Genomic DNA, 20,451 nt, shown 5'->3' with positions numbered 1-20,451 from the left:
GCCTTCCTCCGCTTTTTAAGATTTATGTTCTTGGATGAATGCTTCGACTTTTTCCTTGACGAGTTTAATGTTGTCGATTTTATTTTGATAACAGGCTTCACTTAAATCGACCGGATATTCTTCAGGGTGAAGGGTACGTTTATACTCATCCCACAGTAAGTGTAATTGGCTTTCTGTGTAGCTGCGTATTTTTTGTAGTGATGGCAATTCATATACAAACTTCCCGTCTTTGAAAATAATCTCATGCAAATCAATCGCATCAAAATGACGTACATATTTGCTAATAAACGTATGAACCGGATGGAACATATGCAGGACTTCTTCGTTTTCAGGGTTCTCATGTTCGAGGGCAATATAATCTCCCTCTGATTTTTTCGTATAACGGTTGATAATTCGGTACACTCTTTTTAGTCCTGGTGTCGTTACTTTTTCCGGATTTCCACTAATTTTGATCGTGTCTAACATCGTTTCATTCTCATCTTCTATTGAGACGAGCTTATAAACAGCACCTAAGGCTGGCTGATCGTAGGCAGTAATTAACTTTGTGCCGATTCCCCAAATGTCAATTTGAGCTCCTTGTTGTTTGAGGTTCATAATCGTTGATTCGTCTAAGTCATTTGATGCGACGATTTTGGCATTGGGATAACCGGCTTCATCTAACATTTTCCTTACTTTTTTAGAAAGGAAGGCCAAATCTCCGCTATCGAGTCGAACCCCTTTGAAGTTAATTTTATCACCAAGTTCATTGGCTACTTTGATCGCATTCGGTACGCCTGATTTTAAGGTGTTATATGTATCAACCAAAAAGACACAGTCTTTATGACGACGAGCGTACTTATGGAAAGCGGTATATTCATCACGATACGCTTGGATCATCGAGTGGGCGTGTGTTCCGGCAATAGGAATATTAAACATTTTTCCGGCTCGAACATTTGAAGTAGCATCAAACCCTCCAATAATCGCGGCACGAGTCCCCCAAATGGCGGCATCCATTTCTTGAGCACGTCTTGTGCCGAACTCCATCGCTGTTGCATCACCAAGAACATGTTTAATACGAGCTGCCTTTGTGGCAATCAATGTTTGGTAATTAACGATATTTAAAATCGCTGTTTCAATGAGCTGAGCTTCTACTAAAGGGGCTTCAATACGAATTAAAGGCTCATTGCCAAAGACGATTTCTCCTTCTTTCATGGAACGAACTGTACCAGTGAATCGAACGGTTTTTAAATAATCGAGAAAATCTTCTTTATATCCACAATCATCACGTAAGTAGTTAATATCAAACTCACTAAAGTGAAAGTTTTGAAGGAAATCAACAACTCGTTCCAATCCAGCAAAAACAGCATAACCATTACCGAAAGGAAGCTTACGGAAAAAAAGTTCAAAGACCGCTTTCCTTTCATGAACATTGTCTTCCCAATAGGTTTCGGCCATATTAATTTGGTATAAATCAGTGTGTAAAGCTAAACTATCATCTAAATATTGCTTTTTCATTCTGGAACCTCCATTTGTTTAAACCATTTAAGAAGCTTACGGTTTAATTACCTTTGCTCCTAAACTATTCTCGAAATGGCGCAAGGCCCATTCATGACCTTGTGCATCAAAGCTTGCAACGGCATTTTCATAAATAATGACTTCAAATCCTTTATTATAAGCATCCACTGCCGTATGAAGAACGCAAATATCGGTACAAACTCCAACTAAATGAACCTCTGTAATGCCTCTTTCACGTAAGACAATTTCTAAATTTGTCCCAGCAAAGGCAGAATATCTTGTTTTGTCTATCCATTTAACATGAGGCAATTGTCGAAATTGTTCATATACCTTTGCTAACTTTCCGTATAAAGCTCGTCCTTCTGTCCCTTTTATATTATGGGCAGGAAAAAGTTTGGATTCTGGATGGAACGGATCGTCTTGTTGATGGCAATCAATAGCAAAGATCGTGAAATCACCTTGCTCAATAAATGTTTTGGTTATTTCAGTAATGGCATTTTCAATGGCTTGACCAGGTTCTCCACAAGTAAGAGCCCCGTCTGTTTGCACAAAGTCATTTGTATAATCGATATTAATGAGTGCTTTCGTCATTTATGATACCCCCTTATTGTATGGTTCATTGCCTCCTTTTATTATAATCCCTTTAAGCAAGTAAAATAAAGGAAGAGCTAGTAGGTGGTTTTAAAGCGATAGGGTGAAGGGAATAGTAGAGAATTGGTTACGGAGTGAAGCAAATATAATTAAAAAACTTATGCTTAAAAAAGTTGAGCAACGCTGTCAAACTGGATATGGCCGTGGTAGATGTGTAAAAAAAGCCGAGTAAAGCCGTCGAACCGCAGTTGGATATGAAATAAACAAAAAAGTGATGGCTCCACCTAAATCTGTTTTGAATATATTCTCTCCTTCTTCAACCGAATTAGCTACTTTTTTTATATTTTCTAAAGGGAAGGTTGGGAATCTTGACATCATATTAAAATATGATATTGTAGGTATACGGGGTATATGTATAAAAGAAACGAGGTGGAGCTATGAGCGAACACTCTGCGAAGAAGACGGTACAGCCAAATAAGCAACAATTACTAAATCGGCTTAAGCGCATTGAAGGGCAAGTCCGAGGCATTCATAGTATGGTTGAATCGGATCGTTATTGCGTTGATATTTTAAATCAAATTGCAGCAGTGCAAGCGGCTCTAAATAAAGTCTCTGTTGCTTTGACAGAAGATCATACCCATCATTGTGTATCAAAAGCGATTCAAGAAGGCAATGGTGAAGAAGCAATTGATGAATTAATGACAGTCGTAAAAAGAATGATTCGTTAAAAAGTAGAGGAATTTTTTTTAGAAGTCTGAATAAACATAAAGAGACATAGGAGGAAGATTAGATGAAAGAAGTATTGAATGTTGAAGGCATGTCATGTGGTCATTGTGTAAAAGCGGTGGAAAGCAATGTTGGCGAATTAAGCGGTGTTTCCCAAGTGAGCGTCGATTTATCGAATGGAAAAGTGGAAGTACAGTTTGATGCTGATAAAGTAACGTTGGCTCAAATTACCGAAACAATTGAAGAGCAAGGATATGACGTAAAATAAATCGATGAGGCCTCTTTGTTTATACATACAAAGGGGCCTCATTGTGTAGTTACGGGGGTGTAGTGTTTGTCTGTACAAAAGGAGATGACCCTTCAGATTGAGGGGATGACTTGTGCAGCATGTGCAATTCGAATTGAAAAAGCTCTTTCTCGAATCGAAGGGGTTTTTTCAGCAAATGTGAACTACGCTTTAGAAAGATCGACAGTCACGTATAACCCCAAAGTGGTGGGGAGTCAACGTTTTGCTGAAGTTATCAAAAAGTTAGGTTATCATGCACTTAATAAAGAGGAAGAAAAGGAAAAAGAAGCTCTAAAGTTAAAAGCCTATAAAAATCAATTAAGGTTATTTTCGTTTTCACTTTTTTTAACACTTCCTTTGTTTTGGACAATGATTACCCATTTTCATTTCTTGTCGATTTTGTACATTCCACAAATTTTAACCGATCCTTTTGTCCAGTTTATGTTAGCAACACCTGTCCAATTTATCGTGGGAGCCCCATTCTATGTCGGGGCGTATCATGCATTAAGAAGTAAAAGTGCCAATATGGATGTTCTTGTTGCGCTAGGGACGAGTGCGGCTTATTTGTATAGTGTTTATCTCATGTTTGAAGCAAGAATAAATGGACATGTAGGGATGGTCGAACTATATTTTGAAGCAAGTGCTGTCATTATTACATTAGTGATGCTTGGGAAGCTTTTTGAATTAAAAGCAAAAGGTCGAACAAGTCAAGCGATTAAACAGCTCCTACGTTTACAAGCAAAAAATGCCCTTGTTATACGAAATGGTCAAGAACAAATTGTTAAATTAGAAGAAGTGATCGAAAACGATCTCGTATTAATACGTCCTGGAGAGAAAATACCGGTGGATGGGACGATTGAATCCGGGAGCACGGTTGTTGATGAATCGGTCATTACTGGTGAAAGCTTACCAGTTGAAAAGAAAGTCGGAGATACGGTCATTGGAGCTACTATTAATATCAATGGTGCAATAAAAGTGAGGGCGGTGCGAATTGGCGAGGATTCTGCTTTAGCTCAAATCGTTAAAGTGGTAGAGGAAGCACAAGGTTCAAAAGCAAACATTCAAAGATTAGCGGATCGGATTGCTGGAATTTTTGTCCCAATAGTCATTATGATAGCTTTGCTCGTTTTTACGATTTGGTATTTTTTCGTGATGCCTGGACAGTTAGCTTCTGCTCTTATCCCTGCGATTTCGATTTTAGTGATCGCTTGTCCTTGTGCATTGGGACTAGCAACCCCGACATCGATTATGGCTGGGTCGGGACGCGCAGCTGAGTTTGGACTTTTATTTAAAGGTGGAGAGCATTTAGAAAACACACAATCAATTGATACGGTTGTATTGGACAAGACGGGGACGATAACAAAAGGGGAACCAACTTTAACAGATGTTATCGCTTTTAATCACTATCCGCGAAATCAATTATTAAAAATAGCAGCAGCTGCGGAAAAGAATTCTGAACATCCATTAGCAAAGGCCATTGTCACGGCTGCTAAAGCTCAGAAGCTTCTTATCGAGGAACCGGACTTTTTTGAAGCGATACCAGGTGGTGGGGTTAGAGCAAATCATGGCGGCAAGGAGATTTTAATAGGGACTCGTCGCTTTTTTGATAGGGAAGGTATTGATAGAGAAAAGGCGGAGCTGAAGTTAATAGAGTTAGAAGAACAAGGGAAATCAGCTATTTTATTAGCGTGCAATCGCCGCTTAATTGGGCTATTGGCTGTTGCTGATATTATAAAGCCAGGTTCAAAAGGGGCTATTAACCGTTTACGTAAACGAGGAATAAATGTCCTTATGTTAACGGGCGACAATGAAAAAACAGCTAAAATGATTGCTAAACAAGTAGGGATTGACCAAGTGATTGCCGAGGTTTTACCAGAACAGAAAAGCGAAATAATTAAAAAGCTACAACAGCAAGGTCAAAAGGTGGCGATGGTTGGCGACGGCATTAATGATGCCCCCGCTTTAGTCGTAGCCGATGTTGGAATGGCGATTGGAACTGGAACAGACATTGCCATTGAAGCAGCGGATATTGCTTTAATGAAAGATGATTTACACTCAGTGGCTGATGCCCTTTCCATTAGTCATATAACGATGCGAAACATTAAACAAAATTTGTTTTTTGCTTTTATTTATAATTTTATTGGGATTCCAATCGCAGCTTTTGGTTTACTAGCTCCTTGGTTAGCGGGAGCAGCGATGGCATTTAGCTCTGTCTCGGTTGTATTAAATGCTTTAAGACTACAAAAGCTCCGTATTCATAAGTGAGACTTCTAAGAAGCTGATGATTTGTAAAAATTTGTTTTTAAAGTCTAGCGATTTTCGTTATAATAAAAGAAATATCGAGCGTACTAGAGGTGAGTGGATTGAGAGAGGAACAAGAGGATACCGTCTTACTTGAACAAGAAAGCTTGGATGCAATCAAAAAAGAACACGTTCAAAAATCGAGTGAGCCCAAAAAAGGGTTCAATCATTTTCTTCTCCATAAAACCCCGTACATCCTCTTTGCTTTAGCCATCTTATTATTCGGAGGCTATCACTTTCTAGTAAAATAAATCAGAAAGGAGTTGTACCTATATAAGTCAAATAGACTTTGTAGGTGGCAACTCTTTTTTTACATGTGAAAAGAGTATTCAAAATGACATATGGGCTTATGCCCATGAATGGTTTCACTGTTTTCTTTTAGAGTTCTCATAGATATTCACCATGTTCATGAGCGATTTTGAGATTGCCCTTTCTTCTCTTGACAGAAAACTAGGTGATAAATTATGGTTATGAACAATGTAGTGGCGAAAGGGGTAGTACGTATGAGTGATTTATTTTTAAAAGCAGTAGAACAAAGACGAACGGTTCGAGTTGTCGAAAAGGATTCACCGATTTCGGACGAAAGAATTATTGAGGTTGTTTCAACAGTTGTTAAGCATTCACCGACAGCTTTTAACTCTCAAAGTAGCACTGTGGCGATTTTATTTGGGGAACAGCACGATACATTTTGGCAAATGATCAAAGACATATTAGAATCAAGTCTTTCGCGAGAACAATTTGAAATAACAGAAAAGAAATTAAATGGAATTCAATCAGGTTATGGCACGGTCCTCTTTTTTGATGATGAAGAAATAACAAATGCCTATGAAAAAGAAAAGCCGAAATTTAAAGGGAAATTTACTGCTTGGTCTGAACAATCATCTGGAATGCAACAATTGGCTGTCTGGACAGCATTAGAGCAAGAAGGTTTAGCTGCATCGATTCAGCATTATAATCCGCTTGTTGATGAAAAAATGAAAGAGAAATGGGACATTCCAACAAATTGGCGGCTGATTGCCCAAATGCCATTTGGAGTCGCAGCCGAGAACCTAGTGGAAAAAAGGTTCTTACCCATTGAAGAGCGAGTGAAAGTTTTTAGGTAATGTAGCTTAAGTACGGCTAACGGGAAACTCGAACTTAACATCAGAGCCGGATCCAATCTAATTTTAGATAAGCATAGCTTTTAATTGACAATAATAATCTTTCTCAATTATGATAGGGAGAGATTATGAGCTTTTGGGAGAGGGGTCTTGTTATGTTTTTTCAAAATAAAAATATTCTTGTTAAAGAGGGTACATCCAACTTAGTGGTCGAGCGATTTAGCGGTGAAGGGGTTATCGAACAGCAACCAGGTTTTATTGATATGTCCGTTCTTGTAAAAAAGCAGCGCCGTGGCGATGAAGAAGTGATTGTAGTGATTCGTTGGGAATCAGAACAAGACTGGAAAAACTGGGAAAAAAGCGATATTCATCTTGAAGGGCATCGTCAAAGCCGTGGTAAACCAAAACCAGAGCATATTATTGAGATGAGTCAAAATCTATATGAAGTAAAAGTTTTCAAAACAGCTAGATAATGAGTACATATAACCATCAAACTTCACAACATTATGTGAATTTTGATGGTTTTTTCATTTTTTCCCACTTATTAAAATAAGAATGAGTACTTACGTTTATACTGAGTATAAGAAAAAGCGGGGAGGCTCTCAAAATTGCTTGATTATATATTACTTCTAGTAGGATTTGTTGTACTAATCGGAGGAGCAAACTATTTTGTGAATGGTGCGTCCACTATGGCTAAATATTTATCGATTTCTCCACTCGTCATTGGATTAACGATTGTTGCCTTTGGGACAAGTGCACCAGAGGTTATCATTGGTGTACTTGCGGCTTTGAGAGGAAGTTCAGAAATGGCGATCGGTAATGTTGTTGGTAGTAATTTGTTCAATATGACCTTTATCGTTGGGGTTATGGCAATTATTAGTCCATTAGCGGTCCAAGATAATACGATTCGTAAGGAAATTCCGTTTACGTTACTTGCCAGTGTTTCTTTGCTTATCTTTATGAATGATAGAGGGTTACATTCAGGAGCGATGAATGTGATTACCCGAAGTGAAGGGATTATCTTTTTAATTCTTTTTGCTGTGTTTTTATACTATATATTGGAGGTTATTCGTAAAGAACGGATTCAAGATAAAGGAAAACGAGCGAAAGTTCCTCGTGAAGAAAAGAAGTGGGGAAAAGCGATTGGTATTTCTATCTTAGGTTTAATGGCCATTTTACTTGGAGGAGAATTTGTCGTTTCAAGTAGCTCAGCGATTGCACTTGACCTTGGTATGAGCGAAACATTGGTTGGATTAACAATTGTAGCAATTGGAACTTCAGCCCCAGAATTAGTGACAGCTATTATTGCTGCGATAAAAAAAGAGAGCGATATTGCCTTAGGAAATATCGTCGGCAGTGGTGTCTTTAATATTTTATTTGTGCTCGGAGTTGCGGCCACTATAACCCCACTAGCAGTTGATCCTAGAGTGATTCTTGATGTGATTATTTTAATTATTTTTACGATCATTTTACTTGTCTTTTCTCGGACTAAATATATTATTGGAAAAGGTGAAGGCAGCATTTTAGTGCTCATTTATATCGTTTATTTAATTTATATTATCATTCGAAACTAAGATTGGATGGTCTAATTATAAAAATAGATAATAAATATGTAGTAAGTTCCCTTGTCCAACTTAATGTTTTCTTTACAAGACATTAACCATTTGTTTACTTTTGTCATTTACAATAAACAATGTATGAGGGATTTTAATTTTGGGGTTAGGAGTCGATTGGATTGGAGAGCGGAGTGCAAGTTGTAGAATGGGTTCAGTACTTAATTCTCGGTTTAATTCAAGGAATCACAGAACCGATTCCTGTCTCATCAAGTGGTCATCTCGTGTTGGTACAATATTTTCTCGGTTTAGAAAGCAAAGGATTAACTTTTGAAGTATTCGTAAACTTCGCCTCATTATTTGCCGTTATTTTTATTTATCGTAAAGATCTAATTCGTTTAATTGGTGGGGCATTAAAATATATTCAAACAAAAAGCCCAGAACATGAAAATGATTTTCGTTTTTGGGTGTATCTGGTTATTGCGACCGTTCCAGCAGCGATTGCGGGTTTATTGTTAGAAGATTGGATTTCAACGCAATCAGGAAGAATCAGTATCATTGCGGCCGCTTTATTAATAACAGGTGTTGCTCTTTTTATCATTCGAAAACTTAAAGGGACAAAAACGGAATCACAAATGACATTAAAAGCCGTTATTATCGTGGGATTGGCTCAAATGGTTGCCTTAATGCCAGGAATTAGCCGTTCAGGGGCAACGATTGTCGCAGCGTTGGGACTAGGTTGGACAAGGGAGCTTGCGTTACGTTTTTCTTTCTTTTTATACATTCCAGTGAGTTTGGGTAGTGGGATTTTAGCATTAAACGATGTTTTTAATGACCCTTATTTTTCTGATAAAGCTTTTGGATATGGGATTGCCTTTGTGGCTTCATTATTCGCTTCTTATTTTGCTTTAAAAATCTTTATTAATATTATGAAGAGCGGGAAATTAATTTATTTCTCCATTTATTGTTTCGTCGTTGGGTTCGGAGTACTTGGGTATTTGGCATTTAGTTAATCTGATGGGCGGGATGAATGGCAATGCCAGTTATCAGGTGATTGCATTGGAAGTTATGTGATACGACGCGAAATGTGGGATATAAGATGAGCGGTGAGTCGTAAAGCGGAGGATACGACGCGAAATGTGGGATATAAGATGAGCGGTGAGTCGTAAAGCGGAGGATACGACGCGAAATGTGAGATACAAAGTGAGCGGTGAGTCGCAAAGCGGAGGATACGACGCGAAATGTGAGATACAAAGTGAGCGGCGAGTCGCAAAGCGGAGGATACGACGCGAAATGTGGGATATAAGATGAGCGGTGAGTCGTAAAGCGGAGGATACAACGCGAAATGTGGGATACAAAGTGAGCGGTGAGTCGTAAAGCGGAGGATACAACGCGAAATGTGGGATACAAAGTGAGCGGCGAGTCGCAAAGCGGAGGATACAACGCGAAATGTGGGATACAAAGTGAGCAGCGAGTCGCAAAGCTGAGGATACGACGCGAAATGTGAGATACAGAGTGAGCGGCGAGTCGTAAATCACCAAATATGACGCAAACTGTGGAACTTAACTTAGGAATCTTGTCGCTAGAATGTGCTTTTGGCACATTCTATGTTCTGAGCAGAAGAACTTTATATTTCAATGAAAAATCCTGTGTGCACATACAGGATTTTAACATGTCTCAAACTAGCGAAATCTTTCAAAAAATATTAATCAGTAACAACTCGAATTTGGATTCCATTGGGGTCAATGAGTGATAATTCTCCTTGCTTAACGTGATAGTTGATATTTTGCGATTGAAGATGTTGCTCGAATTGATTCATTTCTTCTTTTGTTGGAAGGACGATCGTATAATAGTCGAGCCCTACTGCAGCAGCAGGTCTTAATGGTGCTCGCTCACCTGCCCAACGATTGACGGCAATGTGGTGGTGATAGCCGCCAGCAGACATAAAGACAGCCCCCATTCTACTCATATCTAAGGTAACATCAAATCCAATGATCTTTCTGTAAAATTGAACAGACTCTCTTACTGAATGAGCATGGAAATGGACGTGTCCAAGCTTAGTAGTAGATGGTAAGCTCTGAAGTTGGTCATGAAGAACGAGGTCAAGCATGGACTGAGCATCAACAGGCTTTGTTGTCATTATATAATGGCCATCCTCATTTTTTTTCCAGTTCTCCTTAGGACGGTCTACATACACTTCAATGCCATTTTGGTCAGGATCGGATAAATAAAAGGCTTCACTGACTAAATGGTCTCCTGAACCAAGAGGGATCTTATAAGAGAGAATATTTTTTACTAATAAACCAAGCTCTTCTCGAGAAGGTAGCAAAAGAGCGAAGTGGTAAAGACCGGCCGTACGATTAGGTGGAAGGACTTTTGCGTCATCAATTTCATGAAGAATAAGCAAAGGGTTCTTCTCATCGACTGTAAGATAAGCTTTGTTTGCCTCTTGTTTTAACAGCTTAAAACCAATGACTTTCTCATAAAATTCAATGGAACGTTCTAGTTTACTTACTTTAATTTGAAATTCGCCTAGCTTGATTGCTGGGTGAAGGGTATATGGCATTGAAAATCACCTCTATTAGTTTTTCTTAATCAAAGTATGCCTGAACTCGACTAAGTTGGAAAGTACGCACAAAAAGGTGTTATAGTATAAAAAAGTATACTATTAGAGAGTAGAGGTGAGGAGCATGTCAGCATCTTGTAAAGCAGATACAGCGTTAGAGGTTTTAGTTGGGAAGTGGACTCATAAAATATTGTATCAGCTGATCCAAAATGAAACGATGCGGTTTAATGAATTAAAAAGAGCTATTCCAGGTATTACTCAAAAAATGCTCACGTCACAACTTCGAAATTTAGAGGAACAGGATATCGTGACTAGAAAGGTGTATGCAGAAGTACCTCCTAAAGTAGAATATTCATTAACAGAATATGCCCAATCACTCATACCGATTTTAGAAGCAATGGATGAATGGGGTCAAAGGCATACACGCCACTTAGAAAAATTAAAAACAGATAATGGAAATTGATTTAAGGGTAATCAGGATTAGAGCTTGATTGCTTTTTTAATTCAGGTTAATTGAAAAAAGTACATGAAAGGAGTAGTCAGCTTTTTTGTACTTTTTTTCTGGGTACGATACACTAAAGGGAGAAATAGAAAAAAACATTGACAGAAAGGGCGATAATTGTGGAGAGAAACAAAAAGATTCAATTAATTGCACTTGATATGGATGGAACATTGCTCAATACCAATCATGAAATTTCGGAGGGAAATCAAAAAGCAATTCAAGCCGCAAAAGAGTTAGGGGTTCATATCATCTTAAGTACAGGTCGTTCTCTTTTAACAAGCAAGGAATATAAAGAGGCTCTAAAGTTGGATTCTTATCACATCACTGTGAATGGGAGTGAAATTTGGAATCCCGCTGGTGATATCATGGAAAGAGCGACCCTTACGCATGAAGATATTGAACATTTGTATGGATTAATGAATGCTCATAGTACCAATTATTGGGCCGTGACCGAGCATAAAGTATGGAGAAATGAGTTCCCAGAGCAATCAGCTGACCATTCTTGGTTAAAATTCGGATTTCATTTTGAAAACGAAGAGGTTCGAGATGCTCTTTTAGAAGAGCTGAACAAGCGTGGGGGATATGAAATTAGTAATTCCCATCCATTAAATCTTGAAGTAAACAAGATCGGCATTAACAAAGCAAACGCCATTAAAAAAGTTTGTGAAAAATTGGGTATCACGATGGATGAAGTTATGGCATGCGGAGATAGTTTAAATGATTTAGCGATGATAAAAGAAGCCGGCTACGGCATCGCGATGGGCAATGCTCAAGATGTAGTGAAAGAAGCGGCCGATTGGGTCACATCGAGTAATAATGAAGACGGAGTCGCCAAAGCGATTGAACAATTTGTATTAAGTAAGTGAAATATTTTGCTGAAGATTGAATAACTGAATGGAATAAAAAAGTGTTAATGGAGCCGGAGTAAATGGAGTTTATAAAACTGCATCTACTTCGGTTTTTTTGTGTTCAAAGTAAAAGCAAAAGAGGAGAGAGGTGTATATTTTGAATAGTGATTCGTAGTGAGAATAGTCGATTTTCTTAATTAAGGTACGAAAAACGAGCAACAGGTAATGAAAGTCACGGCTAGCCAAAATTAGAGTACAAATCCGCCTGTCATCAGCCGACGTGAGGGGCATTGCTAATGGGAGAAGCAAAAAATATCTTCAAGTTCTAAGTAAATTAAGAGAAAACGTGGGAAATCACCGTTTTTTGGTGAAAGTTGTCAATTCAAAGCATATTTATGGGGAAAAATTGGAACCCTTAATAAGGTATCAAAATACTGGAGATGTTCTGGGTTTCTCTATACATATAATGAGCAGGTGGATTTGGATGTTTTTTTAATACCGTCCAAAGTTCGAAAGCATCTGTACGGAGGAGGTATTTACGTTTTGGAGATTAATGAATTATTAGGCTCTGGTCTTGTCTTGCTTTTATTGTTTTTTGTTGGTTATTTTGGGACGAAATTTAGAATCCCAAGTGTCATTCTTTTTATTTTATTAGGTATTGTATTAGGTGGTTTGTTAACGGATAATCATTTATTACATTTTGCTGGTGAGATAGGGATTGTATTATTGTTTTTTATGCTTGGAATGGAGTTCCCGATAAAGCAGCTTTTAACGGTTGCGAAAAAGGTGTTAGGACCAGGTGTATTAGATGTCGTTCTTAGTTTTGGTGTTACGGTTTTAATTAGTGCTTTAATGGGTCTTGATTTTCTCTCGTCATTTATTGTAGGAGCGGTTGTATATGCGACTAGCTCATCGATTACAGCAAAATTATTAGAAAGCTCCAATCGAATGGGAAATCCAGAATCAGAATTGATGTTAGGTATCCTTATCTTTGAGGATTTAGTCGCCCCGATTATGGTAGCCATATTAGTTGGGCTTACATCAGGGCAGGCTGTCTCATTGGCTTCAATGTCTTGGTTAGTCGTAAAAGTGATCGCTTTAGTAGCAGGAGCGATATTAATTGGCCGCTCTGTTTTTGTCCATTTAGGTCCTTTCTTTAGACGGCACGTAAATGGGGATGGTATTATTTTATTTGTAACAGGGATTGCCTTAGCTTATGGCGGACTTGCTCTATATTTAGGTTTATCAGAGGTGTTAGGGGCGTTTTTAGCGGGAATTATGATGGCTGAAGTGAGAAGAACTCATGAGATTGAGCAAATTGTCGTTCGGTCACGTGATTTATTAATGCCACTCTTTTTCTTATATTTTGGAACAACGATTCAATTTAATGAAGGAGTTCCTATGCTTGGCTTATTATTCGTCATATTGATTTGGTCGATTTTAGCTAAATTGCTGGTCGGTGTAATAGGTGGTCGTTGGTATGGCTTGTCGAAACGTGTCTCATTGCGGGCTGGGCTATCCTTGACCCCAAGAGGGGAGTTTTCGATTATAATTGCGGCACTAGCTTCTGTATCATTAAAAGCTTTTAGCAGTGTCTTTATATTAGCCTCTGCTATGATCGGAATTGCCTTGTTTCAATTTGCCCCCGATATATCTAAGAAAATTTACGGAGAGCCGAGTTCTAAGGATGGGGTAGAAGTCTCTCAATAAAGGAAAAGTGAGTGATGAATATGAGCTCGATGAGAAACATTGATTTAAATCAATTAAAAGCGGTCAAAGATGAAATGACTAGATTTTTAATGGCCTATAAGTTTGCATTAGATGAAATGGGAACGAAGATCAATATTTTGCAGCAGGAGTTTGAATACATTCACGAATATAACCCAATTGAACATACGAAATCTCGTTTAAAAGAACCAGAGAGTATTTTGAAAAAAGTGATGCGAAAAAATCAATCCTTTTCGATAGAAAATATAAAGGAAAACATTCAAGATATTGCAGGCATTCGAATTACTTGTTCCTTTATTTCGGATATTTATGTAGTTGCTGATATGTTAAAAAGGCAAAAAGACATTGTCGTACTGGAAACAAAGGACTACATAAAAAATCCAAAGCCGAATGGCTATCAAAGCTTGCATCTTATTTTGCAAGTACCGGTTTATATGTCTGATCGGGAGGAGCTTGTAAGTGTAGAAGTACAAATTCGAACGATTGCGATGGACTTTTGGGCAAGTCTCGAACATAAAATTTATTATAAGTTTAATAAAGAAATTCCTGTACAGTTATCGGATGAGTTGAAAACAGCGGCCACGACTGCCGCAGCTCTCGATCGTAAAATGGAGCAGTTACATAAAGAGGTTTCTGAAATAAAGAAGTTAGATGGAGATGAAAGTTTAAACCATTTGCTAGATATTTTTGGAGTTGAAGGACAGAGGCTACAAATCCCAAATGATCTAATTAAAAAGTTGGAAGGTATAACAGAAGGAAAAAAATAAATAAAAAAGCCTAAGCCAGAATCAAACAACGATTTGTTGCTTGAAAATAGCTTAGGCTTTTATTAATTAGACTTAAAGGGACTACGGTTATGTTCATACGTTAAAAATTCGCAAAAGACATTAATCGCTTGTTGTGGCTCTTCTTCCAATGAGCGAATGTATCGTTTTTTTACATCTTCCATTACATTGGAGCTTTTTTCAATTCGATTCTTCATATATGCAATACCTGTACGGTGTACCTCTTTAGTTTTAATTGAAGACTCTTTTAATAGAGCAAAGCCTAAAGCTCCCAAAATGGCATAAAGGACGATAGGAATCATCTTTGGTGCTGTATCAGGAACAATTGCTACTAAAAAGAAAATGTTAATAATCGAAAATCCAATTAAGGGGAAGGAGACAAAGCTAAAGCCAAGGCTCTTCTTTAACATTGGAGCGATATGTTCTTGAATCTCTTGAATTTCTTTTTGGATAAATTCAGGTGCTTGCCTGATTGAAAAAGGATTCATGGTATTCCTCCTCAACTCACAAGAAATGATCTTCCTACTCCTAGTATAAAGTACAATACCCACTTAGGACAAATGAAACACACAAGAAATTGTCTAAATTTTAATTAAATATCTTTTGGTCCTGTCGTTCTTTTGATAAAGAAAGTTAAAATCAAGGCAACGATCGCAAATATAAGACCTACTTTAAAGGCAGCCTGCACACCGGCTGTTAAGCTCATAGCAAAATCATTTAATGTAGGCTCACCAGTAACATGGTCTATTAGATAATTACTTCTTCCATTTGACATAATGCTGATAAACAAGGCAACGCCAATTGCACCTGCTACTTGCTGAAGAGTATTTAAGATCGCTGTTCCATGAGGATAATATTTTCTTGGTAATTCATTTAAACCATTTGTTTGAGCAGGCATCATAATCATTGAAATCGAGGCCATTAATAAACAATGGTAAATGACAAACAGATAGACCGGTGTAGTCGTCGTAATCGTCGTAAATAAAAATAAGACAATTACGAGTAATGCAGCTCCAGGTCTAACTAAAAATTTTGGTCCGAACTTATCAAATAATCTTCCCATAATCGGTGACATTAATCCGTTCAGAAGACCCCCTGGTAACAAAGCTAAACCAGCTGCGAAAGCTGTAAGTGCCATTGCTCCTTGTAAAAACATAGGAATTAATATCATCGTTGAAAACATTGACATCATCACAATGATGAGGAGAATCGTCGTGAGCGAAAACATAGGTGATTTGAAAGCACGAACGTCTAACATCGGTTCTTCCATCTTTAATTGCTTCCAAACAAACAAAATAAGGGAGAGAACCCCGATGATAATCGTGCCATATACTTCTGGATTCGCCCAACCACCAGTTCCTTCTCCGGCACTACTAAATCCAAAGACAATTCCACCAAAGCCTAAAGTGGAAAGAATTATTGAAATAATATCTACTTTTGGTTTCGTTACATCGGTTACATTTTTTAAGAAAATGAAGGCGAAAATAATCGAAAAGAGGGCAAAAGGTATAACGGAAAAAAATAACCATCGCCAGTTTAACGCTTCAAGAATAACTCCTGATAGGGTGGGTCCGAGTGCTGGTGCAAACATGATAACTAAACCCATCGTTCCCATTGCTGCTCCACGTTTTTCAGGTGGATAAAGAACTAAAATTGTATTCATCATTATCGGTAGCAATAATCCGGTTCCACTTGCTTGAATTAATCGGCCAATCAATAACGTGGTAAAATTGGGGGCAATACCACTAATTATCGTTCCAATAGTAAATAAAACCATGGCGCCAATAAACATTTGTCTCGTTGTAAACCAAGAGATTAGTAAAGCCGATACCGGAATTAAAATCCCGACAACTAACATAAATCCAGTCGATAACCATTGAATCGTCGCTTCGCCAACTTGGAATTCCTCCATAAGCTTTGTTAAGGCAACGTTTAATAAGGTCTCGTTCAAAATCGCAAAGAAAGCACCAATAATAAGAGCAATCATAATCGGAGCTCGTTTGATATCCGGTCGCTCTTTAAATTTTATATCTTCAGTTGTTCCAGTATTCACAATGTTCCTCCTCCACTAAAGTGGTTCTTTAGTATTAATCGAATCATGCACTGTTTGATTATGGCTTGAAATGAATGGGGCAAGTCATTTTTTAGCATAACCATAAAGGTGTATTTATCCTCAAATATTTGCTTCCAAGATAAGTAAGCTTTTAACAGTCTAGATAATGATAATGAGTTATGAAGAAAGCGTCAATTATTTGAACTTGAGTAAGGGTTTATATTTAAAAAGAAAAGAGACTGGTAACATTTTACTCGTTTTGTCCCAGCCTTGGTTAATTAATTATTTATTTAAACTCGTCATTGTCCAGTTGGCAACAGTCTCCTCCTAATTTATATATTTTAAGAATTTTCGAATAAAAAACTTGATTTGTGTATTTTTTATTAAGTGCTCAACTTTCGCAGAGTATGATTGACTCTTAACCGTTGATAGAGATTGATTTTAGGGCGGTACCATACTCAAATTGACTTTACATGAACGACTCAATCGTTGACAGTCTGAACACATCTCTTCGTTTGCTGTTGAAGGAAACTGTTCACTAAAATGAGGCGCCTCGGCGTGCGCTACCAAACAGACACCAGACATGGGAGTGATTTATGCTCTACTTGTTTCATGCCCTCCGGCGGTCGCTCCCAAACAGACACTCCGCGTCCTGCCGGAACCTCATGAGCCTCCTCAGCACGCTTGCGGGGTCTCATTGGACGGTTTATTCCTGCGGGAGTCTCCGTGTCTGTTTGTCCGCTAGATACTGGAATCGAATCTAGGTTCGGTTTTCTCATTGAATAAAAAAACAGTCATTACTTCAAAGTACATTAGCCAAATCAGTGTTGATGCTCTGTACGTTAGCTAGATGATCGAGCTTGTTTCGATTTGAATCATGTCTTTTCATGACGGCAGACTCAGGAAAAAAATAGGTGGCAACGACCTATTTAGTTCCATAACCAACAAAGTGAAGAAGAAGGTCCTTCTGCGTTAGAAATAGCTGATTGAGAATGGCCATATCATCAAGCCTATCCCCTACACTTAGCGGACAAAACCATACGGAGACTCCCGCAGGAATAAACCGTGGAGCGAGACCCCACAGGTGTACCGAGGAGGCTCGCCAGGTTCCTGCAGGACGCGGAGTATGGTTTTGGGAGCGACCGCCGGAGGGCAGCCTATTATTTTTTTCTTAATGCACAGTTTATCCGTTTGGTGTGATAGTGCGTTCTCGCTTTTCAAACGTGTCAAGGGCATTTGTTTAAGAGCTTCCCTTTCGCTCTGCCAACTAGTTGAACGGATTTTCTCGATGCGAAAGGTGAGTTAAGTGGTATAGAGTTTTCTTTATTTCTCTATACGCAATTTTAAAAAAACGGGATAAATATACTAGAACATTAGTAATAAATCTGAAAGAAGTGTCGATATAATAAAGAGGAGCTTTCTGACTCGTGATCGAAACGAAAAGGGGTATAAAGATGAGTTTATTCAATCGAAAAAAACTAAAACATGCCAATGACCGAAGTGCAGAATGGTTAAAACAATTAAATTCCATTGAACTAAATGAAGATGCTATGAAATACTTTAAGGTTTATCAAAGCTTAAGCTATTTAGGGGTTAATGAAACGGATATGCGGATACTTCGTTGGTTAAAGCCATTTGTAGAAGAACAACTCGATGAAATTACGGAACGTTTTTATTCGATTATTATCGAGCAAGAGAATTTACTAGAAATTATTGAAAGGCATAGTACGGTCGAGCGCTTAAAGGAAACGTTAAAAATCCATATTTTAGAGCTGTTTAGTGAAGACATTGATGCTAAATTTGTGGAAAAGCGTTCACGGATTGCGAAAGCTCATGTACGGGTTGGTTTGGAAAGTAAATGGTATGTGGCTGCCTATAATCAATTACTAATCATGTTTACAAAATTGGTGGAGGAACAGCGTCATAATGGTTTAGATTCTGTCAGAGCACTAACCACGATTTATCGCATTATTAATTTTGAGCAGCAACTCGTATTAGAAGAGTATGAAAAAGAAAATCAACGACTACACGAGTTGGAAAAAAGGGAAAAAAATCAAATCATTGAAAAATTAAATGAGCACGCCACAGCTTTGGCAAGCGTTTCGACGGAAAGTGAATATGCCGTAAAAGAACTCGCAACTCAAGCTGGAGCCGTTGGTGGATTAGCGAAACAGGGAGCCGAATTGGCGAACAATGCAGAGGGACATGCTACTAACGGGAAAGAGCAAATGACTAAACAAGCTAACAATATGGAAACGGTTATGACTAGTATTGAAGAAATTGCGAATGGCTCACAGCGTTTGACCACTTTTGCAGCAGAAGTCCATAATGTCATTGATATCGTCGAAAGAATCGCCGAACAAACAAATCTGTTGGCGTTAAACGCGTCCATTGAAGCGGCCCGTGCCGGAGAATATGGAAAAGGTTTCGCCGTCGTTGCGGATGAGATTAGAAAACTATCAGAACAAACGAAAAGCACAACGAGTAATGTATCTGAACTCATTACAAGAACAAATGAACAAATTGAAACGGTATCAGAGCGTGTGTTTGAAGTACGATCTGTCGTTGGGAGCGGCAGGGAGGGTATGAAAGAAACTGAGCAGTCCTTCGATGAAATTTGGACTGCCATGAAGAAGTTAAAAGAACAAAATGGACGAATGGAAAAAGAGTTAGAGAGCCTTGTAACAGCCGTAGGAGAAATAGACAAAGCCTCGACAGAAGTTTCCAGCTCTGCAAAAGAATTAGAATTACTCGGTGAGCACTAATATAGTCCGAAAAGAAAATGAACACTTAAAAGTGGATGTCCGTTAGGGTGTCCCTTTTTAGAATGTAGAAAAAAAGAGGTTAGCGAACATTTTCGCTAACCTCCTCGTGATCACTTATCCGTTAACAATCGTCCCGCCATTAATATGAAGCACTTGTCCAGATACGTAAGAAGAATCTTCCGAGGCTAAATAAACATAGGCAGCTGCTAGTTCAGCTGGCTGTCCTGGTCTTCCCATTGGCGTATCGACACCGAATTTAGCGACATCAGATGCGGGGAAGGAGGCTGGAATTAATGGCGTCCAAATTGGTCCAGGAGCAATGGCATTAACTCGAATTCCGGTTGATACGATACTCTCGGAAAGAGAGCGTGTTAAAGAAACAATCGCTCCTTTTGTTGCCGAGTAATCGATTAACACTGGATTTCCTTTATAGGCGGTAATAGAAGCTGTGTTGATGATTGTACTACCCTTTTTTAAATGGGGCATGGCGGCTTGAATAAAATAAAAGTAAGCAAAGAAGTTGGTTTGAAAGGTTCGATGAAGCTGTTCAGATGAGATTTGTTCGATTTTTGTTTGGTAATGTTGTTCAGCTGCGTTATTTACAAGGATGTCAAGTTGTCCAAAAGTATCGATGGTTTTTTGAACGGCTTGATGACAAAAAGATTCATCGCCGACATCTCCACTAATCAGTTCACATCTACTCCCTTTGGCTTCCACGATCTTTTTCGTTTCCACGGCATCTTCATGTTCATCAAGATAGACTATTACAACTGAAGCCCCTTCTTTTGCATAGGCAATCGCGACTGCTCGTCCAATACCGCTATCACCGCCCGTAATTAAGGCGATTTTATTTTGAAGTTTTCCACTTCCTACATAATTAAGATTATCGAATATTGGTTTAGGGTTCATCTCGGATTCATATCCGGGTTGTCTTTGTGTTTGTCCTGGTTGCCCTGAAGTTTGCATTTGACTAAAATCTTGTTTACTCATAAAATCGCTCCCTTATATGATGATGGACGGTATGATTCTTTCATTTCCCGATTTTCTTAAAAGAAAACAACCACCATTAAGCATAAGTAGTTTCTCTTTACTAGAAGTAAATTATTCCTTTTTGAATGAAAACGTTCTATTCAATAAAAATTTAAAACATGAA

General features: G+C 38.3%; 19 protein-coding genes. 13 read left to right on the top strand and 6 right to left on the bottom strand.

The genetic code is table 11. The annotated features are described in order from the left end of the window. Positions 1–15: 15 nt before the first annotated feature. Positions 16–1,494 (bottom strand): nicotinate phosphoribosyltransferase, encoded by a 1,479-nt coding sequence (locus tag AA0017_RS17290; RefSeq protein WP_413376455.1) that lies wholly within the window; start codon positions 1,492–1,494, stop codon positions 16–18. A gap of 36 nt (positions 1,495–1,530) precedes the next feature. Beyond that, a complete protein-coding gene (locus tag AA0017_RS17285) occupies positions 1,531–2,085 on the bottom strand; it encodes a cysteine hydrolase family protein (RefSeq protein ID WP_413376453.1) in 555 nt (184 codons plus the stop codon). A 437-nt stretch (positions 2,086–2,522) separates the two neighbouring features. Here AA0017_RS17285 and AA0017_RS17280 point away from each other — a divergent pair, with 437 nt between their 5' ends. From AA0017_RS17280 to AA0017_RS17245, 8 genes are all read left to right on the top strand, one after another. Beyond that, positions 2,523–2,813 (top strand): metal-sensitive transcriptional regulator, encoded by a 291-nt coding sequence (locus AA0017_RS17280; protein WP_413376451.1) that lies wholly within the window; start codon positions 2,523–2,525, stop codon positions 2,811–2,813. A gap of 62 nt (positions 2,814–2,875) precedes the next feature. Beyond that, entirely contained in the window at positions 2,876–3,079 is a 204-nt protein-coding gene (copZ, locus tag AA0017_RS17275; RefSeq protein ID WP_003322472.1) for a copper chaperone CopZ, read from the top strand. Positions 3,080–3,145: 66 nt separating this feature from the next. Continuing rightward, positions 3,146–5,362, top strand: a complete 2,217-nt coding sequence (locus tag AA0017_RS17270) for a heavy metal translocating P-type ATPase (RefSeq protein WP_413376449.1) — start codon at positions 3,146–3,148, stop codon at positions 5,360–5,362. Positions 5,363–5,460: 98 nt separating this feature from the next. Continuing rightward, positions 5,461–5,649 carry a hypothetical protein gene (locus AA0017_RS17265; RefSeq protein ID WP_413376447.1) on the top strand — a complete coding sequence of 63 codons (189 nt, stop codon included), beginning with the start codon at positions 5,461–5,463 and terminating at the stop codon, positions 5,647–5,649. A gap of 252 nt (positions 5,650–5,901) precedes the next feature. Continuing rightward, positions 5,902–6,501: a nitroreductase family protein gene (locus AA0017_RS17260; protein WP_413376445.1), complete on the top strand. Its 600-nt coding sequence runs from the start codon at positions 5,902–5,904 to the stop codon at positions 6,499–6,501. A gap of 152 nt (positions 6,502–6,653) precedes the next feature. Beyond that, the gene (locus tag AA0017_RS17255; RefSeq protein ID WP_413376443.1) at positions 6,654–6,971 is read left to right on the top strand and encodes an antibiotic biosynthesis monooxygenase; all 318 of its coding nucleotides are present in this window, start codon (positions 6,654–6,656) and stop codon (positions 6,969–6,971) included. A gap of 135 nt (positions 6,972–7,106) precedes the next feature. Next, the gene (locus AA0017_RS17250; protein WP_413376441.1) at positions 7,107–8,072 is read left to right on the top strand and encodes a calcium/sodium antiporter; all 966 of its coding nucleotides are present in this window, start codon (positions 7,107–7,109) and stop codon (positions 8,070–8,072) included. 161 nt (positions 8,073–8,233) lie between these two features. Beyond that, entirely contained in the window at positions 8,234–9,064 is an 831-nt protein-coding gene (locus tag AA0017_RS17245) for an undecaprenyl-diphosphate phosphatase (RefSeq protein ID WP_413376439.1), read from the top strand. A gap of 692 nt (positions 9,065–9,756) precedes the next feature. Here the strand turns inward: AA0017_RS17245 and AA0017_RS17240 are convergent. Beyond that, positions 9,757–10,617, bottom strand: coding sequence for a VOC family protein (locus AA0017_RS17240; protein WP_413376437.1), 861 nt, complete (start codon positions 10,615–10,617; stop codon positions 9,757–9,759). 124 nt (positions 10,618–10,741) lie between these two features. On the opposite strand from AA0017_RS17240, the gene AA0017_RS17235 reads away from it, so the two are divergent. The 4 genes from AA0017_RS17235 (at position 10,742) to AA0017_RS17220 (ending at position 14,462) form a co-directional block, all read left to right on the top strand. Next, on the top strand, positions 10,742–11,080 hold the full coding sequence (locus tag AA0017_RS17235; protein WP_413376435.1) for a winged helix-turn-helix transcriptional regulator: 339 nt from the start codon (positions 10,742–10,744) through the stop codon (positions 11,078–11,080). A gap of 152 nt (positions 11,081–11,232) precedes the next feature. After that, on the top strand, positions 11,233–11,985 hold the full coding sequence (locus tag AA0017_RS17230) for a Cof-type HAD-IIB family hydrolase (protein ID WP_413382676.1): 753 nt from the start codon (positions 11,233–11,235) through the stop codon (positions 11,983–11,985). Positions 11,986–12,510: 525 nt separating this feature from the next. Then, complete coding sequence (locus tag AA0017_RS17225) at positions 12,511–13,677, top strand: cation:proton antiporter (RefSeq protein ID WP_413376434.1); 1,167 nt, start codon at positions 12,511–12,513, stop codon at positions 13,675–13,677. 20 nt (positions 13,678–13,697) lie between these two features. Then, complete coding sequence (locus AA0017_RS17220) at positions 13,698–14,462, top strand: GTP pyrophosphokinase family protein (protein ID WP_413382673.1); 765 nt, start codon at positions 13,698–13,700, stop codon at positions 14,460–14,462. A 62-nt stretch (positions 14,463–14,524) separates the two neighbouring features. On the opposite strand, the gene AA0017_RS17215 is transcribed toward AA0017_RS17220, so the two are convergent. Together AA0017_RS17215 and AA0017_RS17210 are read right to left on the bottom strand one after the other, a co-directional pair. After that, positions 14,525–14,968 carry a YwnF family protein gene (locus AA0017_RS17215; protein WP_003322460.1) on the bottom strand — a complete coding sequence of 148 codons (444 nt, stop codon included), beginning with the start codon at positions 14,966–14,968 and terminating at the stop codon, positions 14,525–14,527. 104 nt (positions 14,969–15,072) lie between these two features. After that, positions 15,073–16,467, bottom strand: a complete 1,395-nt coding sequence (locus AA0017_RS17210; RefSeq protein WP_413382669.1) for an MDR family MFS transporter — start codon at positions 16,465–16,467, stop codon at positions 15,073–15,075. Between the two features lie 1,520 nt (positions 16,468–17,987). Here AA0017_RS17210 and AA0017_RS17205 point away from each other — a divergent pair. After that, positions 17,988–19,298: a protoglobin domain-containing protein gene (locus AA0017_RS17205; protein ID WP_413376431.1), complete on the top strand. Its 1,311-nt coding sequence runs from the start codon at positions 17,988–17,990 to the stop codon at positions 19,296–19,298. A 114-nt stretch (positions 19,299–19,412) separates the two neighbouring features. Here AA0017_RS17205 and AA0017_RS17200 read toward each other — a convergent pair whose 3' ends face one another. After that, entirely contained in the window at positions 19,413–20,288 is an 876-nt protein-coding gene (locus tag AA0017_RS17200; RefSeq protein ID WP_413376429.1) for an SDR family oxidoreductase, read from the bottom strand. Between the last annotated feature and the right edge of the window lie 163 nt (positions 20,289–20,451).

It is taken from the genome of Alkalihalobacillus phoenicis (assembly GCF_047302405.1).
Classification (GTDB): Bacteria; Bacillota; Bacilli; order Bacillales; family Bacillaceae_D; genus Alkalihalobacillus.
Note: the sequence above shows the minus strand (reverse complement) of the source record. Positions and strands in the feature narration are given on the sequence as shown.

Excerpts from the sequence above, each read along its gene's own strand:
- AA0017_RS17290 (WP_413376455.1), bottom strand. The coding sequence starts at position 1,494 with ATGAAAAAGCAATATTTAGATGATAGTTTAGCTTTACACACTGATTTA.
- AA0017_RS17285 (WP_413376453.1), bottom strand. The coding sequence starts at position 2,085 with ATGACGAAAGCACTCATTAATATCGATTATACAAATGACTTTGTGCAA.
- AA0017_RS17280 (WP_413376451.1), top strand. The coding sequence starts at position 2,523 with ATGAGCGAACACTCTGCGAAGAAGACGGTACAGCCAAATAAGCAACAA.
- copZ (WP_003322472.1), top strand. The coding sequence starts at position 2,876 with ATGAAAGAAGTATTGAATGTTGAAGGCATGTCATGTGGTCATTGTGTA.
- AA0017_RS17260 (WP_413376445.1), top strand. The coding sequence starts at position 5,902 with ATGAGTGATTTATTTTTAAAAGCAGTAGAACAAAGACGAACGGTTCGA.
- AA0017_RS17255 (WP_413376443.1), top strand. The coding sequence starts at position 6,654 with ATGTTTTTTCAAAATAAAAATATTCTTGTTAAAGAGGGTACATCCAAC.
- AA0017_RS17240 (WP_413376437.1), bottom strand. The coding sequence starts at position 10,617 with ATGCCATATACCCTTCACCCAGCAATCAAGCTAGGCGAATTTCAAATT.
- AA0017_RS17235 (WP_413376435.1), top strand. The coding sequence starts at position 10,742 with ATGTCAGCATCTTGTAAAGCAGATACAGCGTTAGAGGTTTTAGTTGGG.
- AA0017_RS17220 (WP_413382673.1), top strand. The coding sequence starts at position 13,698 with ATGAGCTCGATGAGAAACATTGATTTAAATCAATTAAAAGCGGTCAAA.
- AA0017_RS17215 (WP_003322460.1), bottom strand. The coding sequence starts at position 14,968 with ATGAATCCTTTTTCAATCAGGCAAGCACCTGAATTTATCCAAAAAGAA.
- AA0017_RS17210 (WP_413382669.1), bottom strand. The coding sequence starts at position 16,467 with ATGATTGCTCTTATTATTGGTGCTTTCTTTGCGATTTTGAACGAGACC.
- AA0017_RS17205 (WP_413376431.1), top strand. The coding sequence starts at position 17,988 with ATGAGTTTATTCAATCGAAAAAAACTAAAACATGCCAATGACCGAAGT.
- AA0017_RS17200 (WP_413376429.1), bottom strand. The coding sequence starts at position 20,288 with ATGAGTAAACAAGATTTTAGTCAAATGCAAACTTCAGGGCAACCAGGA.